This is a genomic window from Chryseobacterium sp. IT-36CA2 (genome assembly GCF_949767875.1).
Taxonomy (GTDB): domain Bacteria; phylum Bacteroidota; class Bacteroidia; order Flavobacteriales; family Weeksellaceae; genus Chryseobacterium.
Window position 1 is genome coordinate 867,449 of the sequence record NZ_CATKPG010000020.1, and the last position, 15,333, is coordinate 882,781.

The 15,333-nt window shown below is 35.4% G+C and carries 15 protein-coding genes; 7 read left to right on the top strand and 8 right to left on the bottom strand.

Annotated features, from left to right (window positions below):
* Positions 1 to 83 precede the first annotated feature (83 nt).
* The 3 genes from ACM6F9_RS11345 to ACM6F9_RS11355 all read right to left on the bottom strand — a co-directional run bounded on the left by ACM6F9_RS11345 (position 84) and on the right by ACM6F9_RS11355 (position 2,383).
* Positions 84 to 377 carry a hypothetical protein gene (locus ACM6F9_RS11345; protein ID WP_414845833.1) on the bottom strand — a complete coding sequence of 98 codons (294 nt, stop codon included), beginning with the start codon at positions 375 to 377 and terminating at the stop codon, positions 84 to 86.
* 49 nt (positions 378 to 426) lie between these two features.
* Positions 427 to 1,413, bottom strand: a complete 987-nt coding sequence (locus ACM6F9_RS11350) for a 2-hydroxyacid dehydrogenase (protein ID WP_414845834.1) — start codon at positions 1,411 to 1,413, stop codon at positions 427 to 429.
* 319 nt (positions 1,414 to 1,732) lie between these two features.
* Positions 1,733 to 2,383, bottom strand: a complete 651-nt coding sequence (locus ACM6F9_RS11355) for a protein-L-isoaspartate(D-aspartate) O-methyltransferase (protein ID WP_414845835.1) — start codon at positions 2,381 to 2,383, stop codon at positions 1,733 to 1,735.
* A 116-nt stretch (positions 2,384 to 2,499) separates the two neighbouring features.
* Here ACM6F9_RS11355 and ACM6F9_RS11360 point away from each other — a divergent pair, with 116 nt between their 5' ends.
* The 6 genes from ACM6F9_RS11360 (at position 2,500) to ACM6F9_RS11385 (ending at position 8,202) form a co-directional block, all read left to right on the top strand.
* Entirely contained in the window at positions 2,500 to 3,462 is a 963-nt protein-coding gene (locus tag ACM6F9_RS11360) for a Gfo/Idh/MocA family protein (RefSeq protein WP_414845836.1), read from the top strand.
* Between the two features lie 429 nt (positions 3,463 to 3,891).
* Positions 3,892 to 5,622, top strand: coding sequence for a cellulase family glycosylhydrolase (locus ACM6F9_RS11365; protein WP_414845837.1), 1,731 nt, complete (start codon positions 3,892 to 3,894; stop codon positions 5,620 to 5,622).
* Positions 5,623 to 5,688: 66 nt separating this feature from the next.
* Positions 5,689 to 6,567 (top strand): CGA/CIA family class A beta-lactamase, encoded by an 879-nt coding sequence (gene bla-A / locus ACM6F9_RS11370; RefSeq protein ID WP_414845838.1) that lies wholly within the window; start codon positions 5,689 to 5,691, stop codon positions 6,565 to 6,567.
* Positions 6,568 to 6,599: 32 nt separating this feature from the next.
* Positions 6,600 to 7,010 carry a hypothetical protein gene (locus tag ACM6F9_RS11375; RefSeq protein WP_414845839.1) on the top strand — a complete coding sequence of 137 codons (411 nt, stop codon included), beginning with the start codon at positions 6,600 to 6,602 and terminating at the stop codon, positions 7,008 to 7,010.
* A 10-nt stretch (positions 7,011 to 7,020) separates the two neighbouring features.
* Positions 7,021 to 7,911, top strand: a complete 891-nt coding sequence (locus ACM6F9_RS11380) for a 3-hydroxybutyryl-CoA dehydrogenase (RefSeq protein ID WP_185146806.1) — start codon at positions 7,021 to 7,023, stop codon at positions 7,909 to 7,911.
* Positions 7,912 to 7,962: 51 nt separating this feature from the next.
* Positions 7,963 to 8,202, top strand: coding sequence for a hypothetical protein (locus ACM6F9_RS11385; RefSeq protein WP_002977986.1), 240 nt, complete (start codon positions 7,963 to 7,965; stop codon positions 8,200 to 8,202).
* A gap of 48 nt (positions 8,203 to 8,250) precedes the next feature.
* Here ACM6F9_RS11385 and ACM6F9_RS11390 read toward each other — a convergent pair whose 3' ends face one another.
* The 5 genes from ACM6F9_RS11390 to dnaN form a co-directional block, all read right to left on the bottom strand.
* Positions 8,251 to 8,661 carry an META domain-containing protein gene (locus tag ACM6F9_RS11390; protein ID WP_414845840.1) on the bottom strand — a complete coding sequence of 137 codons (411 nt, stop codon included), beginning with the start codon at positions 8,659 to 8,661 and terminating at the stop codon, positions 8,251 to 8,253.
* A gap of 410 nt (positions 8,662 to 9,071) precedes the next feature.
* Complete coding sequence (gene pheT / locus ACM6F9_RS11395; RefSeq protein ID WP_414845841.1) at positions 9,072 to 11,474, bottom strand: phenylalanine--tRNA ligase subunit beta; 2,403 nt, start codon at positions 11,472 to 11,474, stop codon at positions 9,072 to 9,074.
* A gap of 205 nt (positions 11,475 to 11,679) precedes the next feature.
* Positions 11,680 to 12,297, bottom strand: coding sequence for a DUF417 family protein (locus ACM6F9_RS11400; protein WP_414845842.1), 618 nt, complete (start codon positions 12,295 to 12,297; stop codon positions 11,680 to 11,682).
* 62 nt (positions 12,298 to 12,359) lie between these two features.
* Positions 12,360 to 13,190 (bottom strand): helix-turn-helix domain-containing protein, encoded by an 831-nt coding sequence (locus ACM6F9_RS11405; RefSeq protein WP_414845843.1) that lies wholly within the window; start codon positions 13,188 to 13,190, stop codon positions 12,360 to 12,362.
* Between the two features lie 350 nt (positions 13,191 to 13,540).
* Positions 13,541 to 14,671 (bottom strand): DNA polymerase III subunit beta, encoded by a 1,131-nt coding sequence (gene dnaN, locus ACM6F9_RS11410; RefSeq protein WP_034699704.1) that lies wholly within the window; start codon positions 14,669 to 14,671, stop codon positions 13,541 to 13,543.
* A 184-nt stretch (positions 14,672 to 14,855) separates the two neighbouring features.
* Between dnaN and ACM6F9_RS11415 the strand changes: the two genes are divergently transcribed.
* Entirely contained in the window at positions 14,856 to 15,242 is a 387-nt protein-coding gene (locus tag ACM6F9_RS11415) for a diacylglycerol kinase family protein (RefSeq protein WP_414845844.1), read from the top strand.
* The last annotated feature ends 91 nt before the right edge of the window (positions 15,243 to 15,333 follow it).

A 15,333-nucleotide genomic window follows, 5' to 3' on the forward strand; every position in this document is an offset into this window, starting at 1 on the left:
TTGCCCTTATCAAAAGAAGTCATTATTCAACATAAAAAAACCTTACTGAAATTCAATAAGGCTGGTTTTTGTATCGTCAAAGTTTAGGTTAAAACATCATCGTTTTCTTCTTCATGATCATCTTCATTATCGCTGAGACTCCAGTAGTTATTTTCTTCATCTTCCTCGCCTATTTCTTCCATTTCGTCATCGTCTTCCGCACCTGGGATATCTAAGCCTTTATCAATTTTATCATCATCAAAATCTTCTTCTAAAATGGGATTTCCGTCTCCATCAAGCGAAATATGTTTTTCTCTCTTAAATATATCTTCGTTTGGGTTATAATCCATTTGTTCTAACCTCTTGTTTTGTTCATTAATATTTTTCTCTGGTGCCATGATATTTAAGATTTTAGGTTTATATAATCAGAACAAAAATAATTCCAAGTTAGGATAAATGATCAGAATAAACGTCAGGATTTGCACAATATGGCATTTTTTCATTTTTTGAAAAAGCAATGATATTTCCTGCAGCCAGTCTTGCCATTCCGTTTCTGGCCTCAACAGTAGCAGATCCAATATGCGGAAGAATACAGACACTGGATAGTCCAAGAATAGGATCATCAGCAGACATAGGTTCCGGATTGGTAACATCCAGACCGGCTCCCCAGATTTTCTTATTTACGAGTGCCTGATACAGATCTTTTTGGTTGTGAAAACCGCCTCTTGCGGTATTGATGAAAATCGCATCCGGCTTCATCTGTTCAAATATGGAGTAACTGAATAATTCTTTGTGCTCAGGGGTAAAATTGGCATGTACACTCAATACATCTGAGTTTTTGATCAATTCATCAAAAGAAACATAGGTTGCTCCCAACTCTTTTTCTGCTTCTTCATTTTGTCGGCGGTTGTGATAGATGATATTCATTCCAAATGCATTCTTTGATTTTTCAGCCATTTCATAACCGATACGTCCTAATCCAAAAATCCCCAATGTTTTTCCGTACAGCTCTTGTCCTAGCGCATGTAAAGGATCAAATCCTCCCCAGTTATCATCTTTTACTTTCTGAAAGTTATAGCTAGCTCTTCTTGCCACAGACTGCATCAGTAAAAAGGCTACATCTGAAGTTGCCCTGCTCAAAACATCCGGAGTATTTCCTATCGGAATATTCTTTTGAGTAGCTTCCCGAATATCCACATGATCAAATCCTACGGAATATAACGCAATGGCTTTCACATTCGGGCAGGCATCAAAAAAATTCTTATCATATTTAAAGTCTCCGCCTACATTCAGAATGGTGTCTGTATTTTTACAATAGTTAATCCATTCGTCGTAAGAAAGGTTTTCTTTTTCCGGTAATATAATTTCCAGTCCCGCTTCTTCCAGCATTTCAATTCCTGCTTCAGGAATTCTTTTATTGATAAAAACTTTCATTGTACTGATGTTTAATGATTTTTAAATAAAAAAACCTCACTTGCAAAAAGTAAGGTTATTGAACTTTAATATTAAAAATTTATTTCTTTTCATCTGAATGTTCAGTATCTATTTTATTTTTTCCTGATAAGGAATTTTAAGATTGAGGGATTTTAATTCCATCAATTTTCATTCCGAAATAGAGTTAAAAATTTTAAATTTTAATTAAATCAGATGAGTATTGGCTTTATAAAAAAATGGACTAATACCCATTTCTATTGATAAAATGGATTCTCATAAGGCACTGGTGTTTGAGACCAGCTGGTTTACCAATTCCGTTCTATTGATTTGTATTACCAAGCATCGGAACAAATTTGTAAGCTCCAAATTCTTCTTTTTCAAATTCTGTAGGGCTTACTTTTGTAAATCGGTATAAAACCTGTTCATCTGTTGGCCCCAATGGAATCACCATTATTCCTCCGACATTCAGTTGTTTCAAAAGTTCTGTCGGTAATGTGGAGGCTCCACAGGTCACAATTATTTTATCAAAAGGAGCAAAAGTAGGAAGTCCGGCAAAACCATCTCCAAAGCTTTGGAATTTTGGAAACAAATGAAGTTCTCTGAGTTTCTTTTTAGAAAAATCAAACAGATCTTTCTGTCTTTCAACGGTGTATACATGAGCCTTCATAGCCATCAAAACAGCGGTCTGGTATCCACATCCTGTTCCAATCTCCAGTATTTTTTCGCCTGGTTTTACCTTCAACAGTTCAGACTGTTCCGCTACCGTGGAAGGATGGGAAATAGTCTGGTGCGCCAGAATAGGAAATGCCCTGTCTTCATAAGCAAAGTCTTCAAAAATACTTTCAATAAAAAGATGTCTCGGAACTTCACTCATCGCCCGAAGTACATTTTCATCCGAAATTCCAATTCTGTGTCGAAGATATTCAACTAAAATCTTTCTTTTTCCTTTATGTACAAACGAATCCTGCATTTGACAAAAGTAAGAAATTAGAAATTAGATTTTATAAATTGGAGAAAAGAATTATCCACAAAAACTACTTCTCCAATATAACTTCTTTCTTATCTTTACAAAAATTTAATACAGCTATGTTAAAAGCAGGTTTGGTAGGTGCCGGACACTTGGGAAAAATACATTTAAAACTTCTTAATCAGTCTGATAGATATGAATTTGTAGGTTTCCATGATAAAGATGTTGAAAACGGAAAGAAATTAGAAGCCGAATTCGGATATAAATATTTTGAAAATTTTGATGAATTGCTTGAGCAGGTTGACATGCTTGACATTGTCACTCCCACAGTTTATCATTATGATTATGCGCTAAAAGCCATCGAAAAAGGTCTTCATTTCTTTATTGAAAAACCGGTAACCCAGACGCTTGAGCAGGCAGAAGAAATTCTTCGTTTGTGCCAGGAAAAAGGTATCAAAGCTCAGGTAGGACACGTTGAGCGATACAACCCGGCATTTATTGCCACTAAGGAATACATCAGCACACCGATGTTTATTGAAATCCACAGACTGGCAGAGTTTAATCCACGTGGTACAGATGTTTCTGTAGTATTGGATCTTATGATTCACGATCTTGATATTTTATTAAGTATTGCGAAATCTAAAGTGAAAAACATCCACGCAAGCGGTGTTTGTGTAGTAAGCAAAACTCCGGATATTGCCAATGCAAGAATAGAGTTTGAAAATGGATGTGTTGCCAACCTTACGACTTCCAGAATTTCCATGAAGGCAATGAGAAAGAGCAGATTCTTCCAAAAAGATGCTTACATTTCCGTTGATTTTCTTGAGAAAAAAGCTGAAGTAATCAGAATGAAGGATGCTCCGGAAAACCCTACTCCATTTGATATGATTATTGAAAATGCAGAAGGAGAAAAGAACCAGATCCTTTTTGAATATCCGAATATCCAGCCTAACAATGCTATTCTGGATGAATTGAATTCTTTTGCAGATGCTATCACTGGCAATAAAAATGTAGAGGTTTCTCTTGAGGATGGTACTGAAGCTTTAAAAGTGGCTTTGGAAATTATGAGACTAATTAGTTAAAAATACGCTGTTTTTTAAGCAACAATAGATACAGTGCTATCTTATAATCAGAATAATGGGTTATGAGGTGGCATTTTTTATTATTATCAATGCAAAGTTTCCTTTTCGGCTATGAATTATATTGAGTAGGCAAAGGTTGAATCGATTAAAAATCGGTTTGATGAAGCTGTAGATTTATTTGATCAATTTGCAATTTACATCAGCAAATAAAAACTTTTCATTAATAATTACTGATTTATCAATAAAAAATCCTTTTCAAAATAAAAAAACAATATATTTGAAGAATAATTCAATACAATATTGAAAGATTTTGTTTTACATATATGGATATCCGACACACTCAATGATCTGAAAACCGTTTCATTTTATGATGTCATCATTCATTATAATTTCTAATATTTCCCTATTATTTTAAACCATTGAACTACTATGAAAAGAGCCATTCTATTATCCGCAGTTTTATTGTCTCAATTTGGGACATCACAATTATTAAAAACTTCAGGAAAGAAAATCGTTAATGATAAAGGTGAAAATATTCAATTGAAAGGCCTTGGGCTGGGCGGTTGGATGCTTCAGGAAGGATATATGCTGAAAACTGCTGATTTCGCAGGCCCTCAGTATAAAATTAAGGAGAAAATTGCAGAATTGATTGGCGAAGACGGAATGAATGAGTTCTACAAAGCTTATCTTAAAAACGGAATCACAAAACAGGATATCGACTTTTTAGCTAAAGCAGGATTCAATTCTATAAGGCTTCCGATGCATTACAACCTTTATACGCTGCCGATTGAAAAAGAACCTGCAAAAGGAAAAGATACATGGCTGGAAGAAGGTTTTAAAATGACTGATGATCTTCTTCAATGGTGTACAGATCATAAAATATACCTGATCCTGGATCTTCATGCAGCTCCGGGAGGACAGGGAAATGATGCCAATATTTCTGATAATGACAAGTCTAAACCTTCGCTTTGGGCTAATGAAGAGAATCAGAGAAAAACCGTAGCGCTGTGGAAAAGACTGGCTGAAAGATATAAAGACAATCCATGGATTGGTGGTTATGACCTGATTAATGAACCTAATATCAATTTCACAGGCAAGAATCCTAATGGTACGGATGAAATGTCGAATGCTCCACTTTGGAAGCTTCAGAAGGATATCACGGCAGCAATTAGAGAAGTTGATAAAAAACATATTATTTTCATTGAAGGAAACGGTTGGGGAAATAATTATAACGGATTACCGGCTATCTGGGATAATAATATGGCTTTCAGTTTTCATAAATACTGGAATTACAATGATGATCAAACCCTGAAATTCGCACTGGATTTAAGAGAGAAACACAATATGCCGATCTGGCTTGGAGAAACGGGTGAGAATTCAAACGTTTGGTTTACCGAACTTATTCAGCTTTTGGGTAAGCACAATATCGGGTATGCATTCTGGCCGATGAAAAAGATTGACAATATTGCAGGAATTAACAATGTGAAAATCACGCCTGAATATGAAAAGCTATTGGATTATTGGAAAAACGGAGGTGAAAAACCATCTAAAGAGTATGCGAAAAAAGCTTTACTACAGATTGCAGACAATTATAAGCTGAACAATACTGAGATTAAGAGAGATGTGATTGATGCCATGTTCAGACAGATTACAGAGGCTTCCACAAAACCGTTCAAAAATCATCAGGCTCCGGGAAGAATATTCGTTTCAGAATATGATTTGGGAAGAATGGGTTCTGCCTATCTGGATAAAGATTTCATTAACCTTTGGGTAAGTGATCCGGCTAAAAGATCGGAATGGAACTCCGGACAGCAGATGAGAAATGATGGTGTTGATATTTATAAATGTAACGACAAGGTTACCAATCAATATTATGTAGGAAAAACAGAAACCGGAGAATGGCTTCAGTACACAGTTCAGTCTAAAGGAGACAGAAGTTATACAGCTGATATCAGATACTCAGCTGCCAATGCCTCTAAAATAAGAATTGAAACGGCTTCCGGAAAAGTTTTAGCTACGATACCGCTGGCATCCACTGGAGGGAATGAGAACTGGAAGACCGTTTCAGCAAAAAACATCAACCTTCAGAAAGGAGAAAATAAAATCAGAATTGTCTTTGAAAATGATGGTGCCAATCTGAATTATTTTGAATTAAAATAGTAATAATTGTCTTAAATTGCAGCTCTCTTTTGGTCTTCAGAAGAGAGCTTTTTTAATGATACTATTATGAAAAAAACAGCACTTCTTTTTCTTCTGATTTCAGCATTCACGTTTGCTCAGACTTCTCTATTAGAACAAAAAATAAACTCAATTCTTAAGAACAAAAAGGCAACCGTAGGTGTTTCTGTCTTAGGCTTTGAAAATGGTTTTAAATATGATAAAAATGCCGACAAAAAGCTTCCCATGCAAAGTGTATTTAAATTTCACATTGCCGCTGCGGTTTTGAATGCAGTAGATCAGGGGAAACTTTCTCTGGATCAGAAAATCAAATTGGATCAATCAAATTTATTGGAGAACACATGGTCGCCGCTTCGTGATAAGTATCCCGCAGGAAATGTTGAGATTCCGTTAAGTGAAGTGATTGAATATACAGTTGCCAAAAGCGATAACAATGGATGTGATATTCTTCTTAAACTATTGGGAGGAACTCAGACAGTACAAAAATTCATTAATTCCAAAGGGGTAAAAGGTTTTCAGATCAAATACAATGAAGAGGCCATGCATAAAGACTGGAATGTTCAGTATGAAAATTACAGCACGACAAAATCAGCAGTAGATGTCCTTAAAAAATTCTATGACGGAAAATTATTATCCAAAAAATCTACAGAATATCTGATGAAAGTAATGCTTTCTACTTCAACGGGATTGAATAAAATGGTAGAGCAGCTTCCGAAAAGTACTCCCGTGGCAAGAAAAACGGGATCTTCCGGGAAGAATAATGCAGGCTTAACAGGTGCGGAAAATGAAATTGGGATCATTACTTTACCTAATGGCAAACATTATGCATTAGCTGTATTCGTCAGTAACTCAACGGAAACGGATACAGTTAACTGCAGGATGATTTCAGATATTTCCAGGGAAGTCTGGGAATATTTTAATAAATAAAATTTTAAGCTTATTTTTAAAGCGATTTTAACATGAAGAAATTAATATTAACAACAGCTCTATTTGCTTTCACATTCTTTTATTCTCAGAAGAATCAGAATTATTTACAAATCAGCTATGGAAGCGTATGCTGTGGTCCGCCATCTGATAAACCTGTCATAAGCTTTCTGAAGGAATTTAAGAATAAAAGCCAAATAAAAAGTATGGAGATCCTGATAGAAAAAGGAAGAGGCAGAGAAGGCGAATATACATTATATGTTGGTACTGATTTTCTTACAAAGAATCAAAAAAAACGACTTGTAAGAGGATTAACAGCGGCTATTTCTAATCAGAATAACAGTAAGAAAAATCAAAATGTCGGAAACGTTTTCTTTGATTCTACAGCTGTTGTCACTCAATCTGAGCTTACAGACCTAAAAAATTTAACTATCTATAAAAAATAAAGGAAAAATGATCAAAAACATTGTAGTTATCGGAGCGGGAACCATGGGAAATGGTATTGCACATACTTTCGCACAAAGCGGTTTTAAAGTAAATCTTGTAGACGTATCCCAGGAAGCTCTAGACAGAGGTTTAAAAACCATTACTACCAATCTTGACAGAATCATTGCAAAAGGAAACCTTACAGAGGAGCAAAAAGCAGAAACTTTAGGCAACATCACTACTTTTACAGCATTGAATGATGCAGTAGGAGCTGCTGATCTTATTGTAGAGGCTGCTACAGAAAACATGGATCTTAAATTGAAGATCTTCGGTCAGATGGACGAACTGGCTCCTGCCAACTGTATTCTTGCAACCAATACTTCATCGATATCTATCACCAAAATTGCAGCATCTACGAAAAGAGCTGATAAAGTGATCGGTATGCACTTCATGAACCCGGTTCCCATCATGAAACTGGTAGAAATTATCAAAGGATATTCTACATCTAAAGAGACTTTTGATGCTATTTATGACATGAGTAAAACGCTTGGGAAAGTTCCTGTAGAAGTAAATGACTACCCAGGTTTTGTGGCGAACAGAATTTTGATGCCAATGATTAATGAGTCTATCGAAACGCTTTACAACGGAGTGGCTGGTGTAGAAGAAATTGATACAGTAATGAAACTGGGAATGGCTCATCCGATGGGTCCACTTCAGCTGGCAGACTTTATTGGTCTTGATGTATGCCTTGCCATCCTGAATGTAATGTATGACGGTTTCAAAAATCCTAAATACGCTCCAAACCCATTGCTTGTAAATATGGTGACAGCGGGGAAACTTGGTGTAAAATCAGGCGAAGGGTTCTACGATTATTCAGAAAGCAAAAAAGCTGAAAAAGTTTCAAAAATGTTTTTGAAGTAATTTTAAGTCAATAATTTTATTTATCTTTGAGAAAGTTAAAACATTAAAAAAATGAAATTACCAAAGTTTTTATTAGCAGATAATTCGGAATTTCCAGAGGATCTATTCGTAGTTCATACAGAATATCCAAGATTTATCTTAAACGTTGAGGAAGAAGAAGTTGAGTGGTTAGATGATCTTGAAGGTGATGATGAAGAAACGATGGCAGACGAGGCTACTAAAGTAGTAGAAGCAGCGTTCAAATGGTGCGACGAAGAGTTGGCTAAGTACGACGAAGAAGAGGAAGATTAATAATACTCTAAACATAAAAAAGGAACTCAATTGAGTTCCTTTTGTTTTTTATTCTGATTTAGTGAATTTCAATAGTAAAAGATTGTCTTTATACAATTCTAAAGTATTTCCGGAAATCACATACTTGTTTGCTTTTCCCATCATATCCATAAAGTTCTGCTCTACTCCGATGTTGTTGCACATCATTTTTGTAGATCCCATCTGTCCTGCTGTAAAACCACCTGTAGAAGGATCTATTGTAGCTGTTCCGAAATAGTTGTTACAACCTGCATTTCCAGTGATCTTTTCTCCTTCAATATTCAATGTCGGAACTTTACCTTTTACCGTTTCAGCCAGAGACCATTTTGTATTGGTAAGAGCGGGCTGAGCCTTTCCTACTTTAGATGCAGACGGGCTTGTCATGGATCCACACGAAGCCAAAACTGCAGCAGCACATATACTTAAAAAAAGATTTTTCATTTTTTACTTTTTGAATTAATCCAAATTTACGGAAATTATATTATCTAAACGGGTTACAGCGAATTTTATTATTCTTTAACACTTGATATTTTGAATATTTTTCCGGTTGAATTTTTAATGATAAATGCATTTTTGATTGTTCAAATTAGAGTGGGGAAACGCAAAGACGCAAATTTGTTAATATGTTGAGAGTTTAAGGCGCAAGGATTTTACCTTCGATAAAATTTCACAATGTCTTTGTCATTCCGAAAAAATCTATACTACCATTGGTTTATAAAATATATTGACGCTCCTACGGAGTGACAAAAGCTGTGGATAGATTAAGCCAGAAACCAGTCAATCTATTACAACAAAAAAACGGACTTAAAAAAGTCCGTTTCTATTTATTAATGAAAATGTATTTTCAATGATTAAGATCTCAACTCTGCGTTGAATTCTTTCTGGAAAGCTTTGATCAGAGAATCCATTACTTCAGTAATCTCTTTTTCTTCCAGTGTTTTTTCTTCGTTTAATAACTCGAAGCTCATGGCATAAGACTTCTTACCTTCAGGAAGATTTTTACCTTCATACACATCGAACAGATTAATATTCTTAATGAATGGAGATTTGTTCTTTTTAGCAGTTTGATATAAATCCTGATAGTTTACCGTTTTATCAATCAATAAAGCTAAGTCTCTTCTGATTTTGTTGAATTTCGGAATATCTTTGAATTTCAGTTCATTTTTAGAACGTAATTCCTGAGCATACTCCAATTCAATTTCAGCATAGAAGCAATCCTGATCAATATCAAAATCTTTCAATAAAGCCGGAGCTACTTTTCCTATTCTCACCAAAGCTTTACCATCTGCTTCGTATACCAATGCATCAGAGAATCTTTCATCAGACAGAGCAACTTCTTTATAGTTTACAGCAAGTCTTTCCAATAAAACTTTCACATATGCTTTAAGGTTATAGAAACTTACAGCAGACTTTGACTGAAGCCAGTTTTCTGCAACATCTCTTCCCGAAACCAATAATGCCAATTGTTTTCTTTCTTCGTATTTTTCTTTTTTGTGGTAAATTTTTCCTAATTCGAAGAACTTGATATCCTGATTCTTTCTGTTGATGTTATATACTGTATTCTGAAGAAGTCCTTCTAATAAAGACTTTCTCATGAATGCCAAATCACCGCTTAAAGGGTTTAATAGTTTTACAGCGTCAGTTTCATCTTTTACAGAAGTCAATGAATTGTTCATTACTTCATTGAAACCAATGCTCTGTAAAGTTCTTGCCCAGCTGTTTTCCAGTTCGTCCTGATCGCTAGCACTCAGCTTAACAGGGGTAAACGAAATCTTTTGTGGAGCATCAATCTTATTGTATCCGTAGATTCTTAAGATCTCTTCAATTACGTCAATTTCTCTTGTTACATCTGCTCTGTACGCAGGAACAGAGATTTCAAAACCGTTAGGAATTTCATTTAAAACCTGAATTTCCAATGCTTTTAAGATTTCCTTTACTTTTTCTCTGTGAATTTTTGTTCCTAAAATCTGTTCAATTTTAGAGAATCTGATAATCACATAGTTATCTTCTATTTTCTTAGGATATTCTTCCAGTAACTCTCCTACTAATTTTCCTTCAGCAATTTCCTGAATCATTTTAATAGCGTGAGTGATTGCCGTTCTTGTAAGATTTGGATCTACTCCTCTTTCAAATCTGAAAGAAGCATCTGTATTCAAGCTGTGCGCTTTAGCTCCTTTTCTTACGGCAATCGGGTTGAAATAAGCACTTTCAAGGAATATTGTTTTAGTTGTTTCAGATACTCCTGAATTCTCACCACCAAATACTCCGGCAATACACATTGGTTTATCTTTACCATCTTTGATCATGATTTCAGAACCATTCAATGTTCTTTCAACACCATCTAAAGTAGTGAATTTCGTTCCCGGTTTTACCACTCCTACTTTCACTTTTTTATCTGCAATTTTATCTGCATCAAATGCGTGAAGCGGCTGTCCGTACCCGTGAAGAATATAATTGGTAATATCTACAACGTTGTTAATCGGGTTTAATCCGATCGCTTTCAGTCTGTCTTTTAACCAAGATGGCGATTCTGCTACTTTTACATCTTCAATAACCGCTCCGATATATCTTGGACATAATTCTGCATCTTCAATTTCCAGTTTGAAATCATGAGTTCCCTCACTATTTAAAACTTCAGAAGCTACTTTATTAAATTGAGACTTCAATTGGTTTGTAGAAAGATAAGCGTGTAAATCTCTGGCAACACCATAATGAGACATAGCATCTGTTCTGTTCGGTGTTAATCCGATTTCAAATACCTCATCATTAGTCAGCTCAAAATAATCTGCAAAGTTTTTCCCCACTTCATATTTCGTCTCATCCAAAACCATAATTCCTCCGTGATCGTCACTAAGACCTAATTCGTCTTCAGCACAGATCATTCCTTGAGAAACCTCACTTCTGATTTTTGCTTCTTTAATTTCAAAAAAGTTTCCGGTTTTGTCATAGATTTTTGTTCCGACAACAGCTACAGGTACGGTTTGCCCAGCCTCTACATTAGGAGCTCCACAAACAATGTTCAACACTTTTCCGTTTCCTACGTCTACCGTTGTCTTCTTCAGTTTGTCAGCATTAGGATGTTTTTCGCAAGTTAAAACTTTACCTACAACGATTCCTTCCAGGCTGCCTTTTACACTTTCAAATTTATCTATCCCTTCAACCTCAAGACCTATATCTGTAAGGAATTCACCGATTCTTTCAGTTTTTGATTCCGTTTTTACAAAGTCCTTCAGCCAGTTGTTTGATATTTTCATTTGTTAATCTATCTACTTATTTAATTCGTCAGATGCCACAAAGGTTTCATCTGCTCTATTTTGAAACTTTTATTTGAAATTCCACCCCTTGTTCCGGTATGATTTTTCAAGCTACAAATGTCGTGTTTTTTTGAGAAATAGAGAAATTTAGAAGCCACTTTAAGATAATAAATTTTCGTTAATCTTATGCTTCTGATTTGAAAATCTACTGATCGGATGGTCTCAGTACTTTCTTCAGGCTATCCGAAAATAATACGAATCCTCCGGCCATCATGATAATATCTTTCAGGACCAAACGTCCGGCACCAGACAGATACGGAAATCCATATTGAAGTGTTGGAGAGTCTCCACCAAGATTTGGTACATAAACTTCCGGAGTCGTGATCAGGAACGAGAGGGTAACCAATGACATTAAAAATGTTAAAGCACCTCCAACAGCTCCGATTTTAGGAAACCAGATTCCTGACAACAGCAAAAATCCTATCACTACAATCATTGTTCCCAAACCATAGGAAAAGGTATATGTTCCGTTTTCTTTATTCCAGTTAATGTTTTTCTGAATGACTTTTCCTTCCGGATTTTTATACAATGTATATTCTGCGACTAATTTTTGATCTTCATTAAGGATCTTATTACCTGCATTTTTGTAGAAGAAACTCATAAAAGGACTATTGGCCACGAAAGGAACAATCCCATCAGCTTCATAATGAAATGCTTTCAAGCCTCCAATCCAGGCCATAACGATGAAAATTGAAATTCTGAGAAAATTGAAAAAGTAAGTATCCAATTGTAATAGTTGGTGGTAAAGTCTGTTATTTTTCATGTGATTTATTTTTACCAAAGGTATTCACATGTCTACAGTGTCAACATAGATATTTGAGGACATTACATGGACATTTTCGCCACTACAGAGATCCCTACTTTTTCTCTGTAATTTTTGGGTGAACATCCCACCGATTTTTTGAAATACCTGCTGAAGTAAAATTCATCTGCAAATCCCAGCTCAGAAGCAATTTCCTTTACAGATCTATAGGTTAAATGCAGCAGCTTTTTAGATTCCAGGATAATTCTTTCATTGATAAGTTGAGTAGGTGTTTTGGAAAATTCTTTTTTTACCGCCTTACTTAAGGTATTATTGGTAATGTTCAGTTTGTCACTGTAAAATGCCAGTTCTTTTTCCTTTTTAAAATGAGATTCCAATAACTTTTGAAATTCTGCTGCGTTTTTATTGGGAAGCTTTTCATGAGAAACCACACTGTTTTCAATACTGCTTTTCTGTTTGCTTCCAATGGCAAGAATAAGCTGAATATACGTTTTGATAATAGATTCCGAAAACGGATGCTTCTCCGATTCTTCTTTTTGAATATGATTAAAAAGCTCTAGGATATAATGATAATTCTCTTCCGACAACTCCACTCCCGGATTCAGATAAATATTATTGAAAAGAAGCCCGTTACATGCCACTTCCTCTTTGTGATATTCAATACAGTAATAATCCCCATGAAACAAAAGCACATGGATATTCTCCTCCGATTCAGAAGCCAGCTTCACCTTTTGATAAGGAGAAAGAAACAGAATATTGTATCCACTGTAAGAATAGTTAATAGCGTCTACAGAGAAAACGCCAGACCCTTTCCACAGAATTACACTGTAGTTTTCTGTAGTGAATTCTGAAGGAAAATCTGAGGTAGAATATGTCTGTATTTTTATTTTCATTTAAATCTTTTAAACACAAATGACTCTAATGATTCACAATGGTATAAATGTTTTTTCACTATACTTTTACCTTGAAGCAAAAGTATACAAAAGTTCAAGACGGGAATCATCCGCTAAAAATTTTAATGTACTCCTAAAATTTCCAAACTCGCATGGATTATCTGATCCTGCTTCGGTTCTAAATTTCGTCCATGCTCAAACAATGGAAATTTTTTGACGGATTACATCAAAATTTTCTTAACGCTCCTAATTCCTAAGTCAATTATACCCTATTTACAACTATGAGCCGGATCACAGGTCTACAAAAAAAGCCGGAAAATTCCGGCTTTCTATTAGTTGTTATCTTACTATTATAATCCGATAACCGGCATTGATAACATTAAGATATTTTCGTTTTCTTCAAGACCGTCAAGAGGTTCAATGATCCCTGGTCTGTTAGGTTGAGACATTTTCATGGTGATATCGTCAGATCCTAAAATCGTCAGCATTTCAGTTAAGAATTTTGAGCTGAATCCGATATTGATATCTTCTCCGTTGTAGTCACAAGGAATCTGCATGTCTGCTTTGTTTGCATATTCAGTATCTTCTGCATGAAGGTGAAGAATATTTCCGGAAAGCTTGAATCTTACCTGGTTGGTAGATTTGTTAGACATGATAGATGCTCTTTTGATCGCTCCTAATAAAAGGTTTCTGTTGATCGTCAATACATTGGGATTTTCTTTTGGAATTACCGCTGTATAGTTCGGATATTTCCCATCAATCAGTCTACAGATCCAGATGTGTTTACCAAAAGTAAATTTAGCCATATTCTCATTGAAGTCGATGGTAACGTCTTCATTGGAACTTGCCAGGATATTTTTAAAAATGTTCAAAGGCTTTTTAGGCATGATAAACTCCATTGGCTCGGCATTCATCAGGTCAGCTCTTTTGTACACCACCAATCTGTGGGAGTCTGTAGAAACGAAATTGGTTTCATTTTCTCCAAACTGGAAAAGAACTCCTGTCATTACCGGACGAAGGGAGTCGTTACTTGTAGCGAATAGTGTGTTTGTCAAAGCTTCAGACAAAACTCCTGCCGGCATCGTTACACTTTGGGAAGCGTCGAATTCCGGTAATTCAGGATAGTCATCAGCATTGTCTAATGCTACTGCGAAATTATCTTTTTCATCTAAAATCTCAAGCTGGCTTCCAGTACCTTCGGCATTGTCTTTTACAACAAATGTGAGAGGCTGTTCACCATATGTCTTGATAAAATCCTGAAAAATTTTAGCAGGAACAGCAAATTTACCTGTATCATCAGACTTTACTTCCAGAGAAGTAACAAGAGTTGTCTCGCCGTCAGATGCTGTAATGGTAACATTATTTCCGTCTAATTCAAAAAGATAGTTTTCTAAAATCGGTCTCGATTGAGAGCTTGATATTACGCCACTTACAGTTTGCAACGCCTTCTGCAGTTCACCACTTGAAATAATAAATTTCATAGATTTATAAAATAAGTTTCTACAAATATAATAAATAGATACAATAAAGAAAAGAATAATATCGAGGAGTTTTTCACAAATATCCTTAATCTGTTTTGAGCCTTGACATTATGCTTTGATTTCTGCAACGATTCATTTTTTTATCAAAATACAAAGACTATCTTTGTCTGAAAAGTTTAAAATCATGCAAAAACCTCCTATCCATAAAAGTTTTCTCAATGCTTTCCGGGGTGTTTTGATGATGATAAAAACGGAAAGAAATTTCCAGATTGAGCTTCTGGCATTCTTTGTCAATCTCTTTCTTATTTTTTATTTCAAATTAAATTATACGGATGCAGCATTGGTTCTTATGGCTTCGTTTGTTGTTTTAAGTGCCGAAATTTTCAATACTGCTATTGAAAAGATCTGCGATATCATTCAACCGGATTTCGACAAAAGAATTGGCTTTATTAAAGATATTGCTGCAGGGGCTGTTGTGCTGACAGCCATAGCAGCAGTGATTGTCGGGATTCTGGTGTATGGAAAATATGTTGTAAGGTTTATGAAGACCATAAAACTCTTGTTTCTGTAGACTCAGACCACCCCGTCAAAAATTCTTTGAATTTTTGCCACCCCTCCGTGGGAGGGGAATATCACGTCTTCAGTTCGAAAGTTTCTGAAGG

Coding starts and splice junctions, on each gene's coding strand:
- ACM6F9_RS11345 (WP_414845833.1), bottom strand. CDS start 377: ATGGCACCAGAGAAAAATATTAATGAACAAAACAAGAGGTTAGAACAA.
- ACM6F9_RS11350 (WP_414845834.1), bottom strand. CDS start 1,413: ATGAAAGTTTTTATCAATAAAAGAATTCCTGAAGCAGGAATTGAAATG.
- ACM6F9_RS11355 (WP_414845835.1), bottom strand. CDS start 2,383: ATGCAGGATTCGTTTGTACATAAAGGAAAAAGAAAGATTTTAGTTGAA.
- ACM6F9_RS11360 (WP_414845836.1), top strand. CDS start 2,500: ATGTTAAAAGCAGGTTTGGTAGGTGCCGGACACTTGGGAAAAATACAT.
- ACM6F9_RS11365 (WP_414845837.1), top strand. CDS start 3,892: ATGAAAAGAGCCATTCTATTATCCGCAGTTTTATTGTCTCAATTTGGG.
- bla-A (WP_414845838.1), top strand. CDS start 5,689: ATGAAAAAAACAGCACTTCTTTTTCTTCTGATTTCAGCATTCACGTTT.
- ACM6F9_RS11375 (WP_414845839.1), top strand. CDS start 6,600: ATGAAGAAATTAATATTAACAACAGCTCTATTTGCTTTCACATTCTTT.
- ACM6F9_RS11385 (WP_002977986.1), top strand. CDS start 7,963: ATGAAATTACCAAAGTTTTTATTAGCAGATAATTCGGAATTTCCAGAG.
- ACM6F9_RS11390 (WP_414845840.1), bottom strand. CDS start 8,661: ATGAAAAATCTTTTTTTAAGTATATGTGCTGCTGCAGTTTTGGCTTCG.
- pheT (WP_414845841.1), bottom strand. CDS start 11,474: ATGAAAATATCAAACAACTGGCTGAAGGACTTTGTAAAAACGGAATCA.
- ACM6F9_RS11400 (WP_414845842.1), bottom strand. CDS start 12,297: ATGAAAAATAACAGACTTTACCACCAACTATTACAATTGGATACTTAC.
- ACM6F9_RS11405 (WP_414845843.1), bottom strand. CDS start 13,190: ATGAAAATAAAAATACAGACATATTCTACCTCAGATTTTCCTTCAGAA.
- dnaN (WP_034699704.1), bottom strand. CDS start 14,671: ATGAAATTTATTATTTCAAGTGGTGAACTGCAGAAGGCGTTGCAAACT.
- ACM6F9_RS11415 (WP_414845844.1), top strand. CDS start 14,856: ATGCAAAAACCTCCTATCCATAAAAGTTTTCTCAATGCTTTCCGGGGT.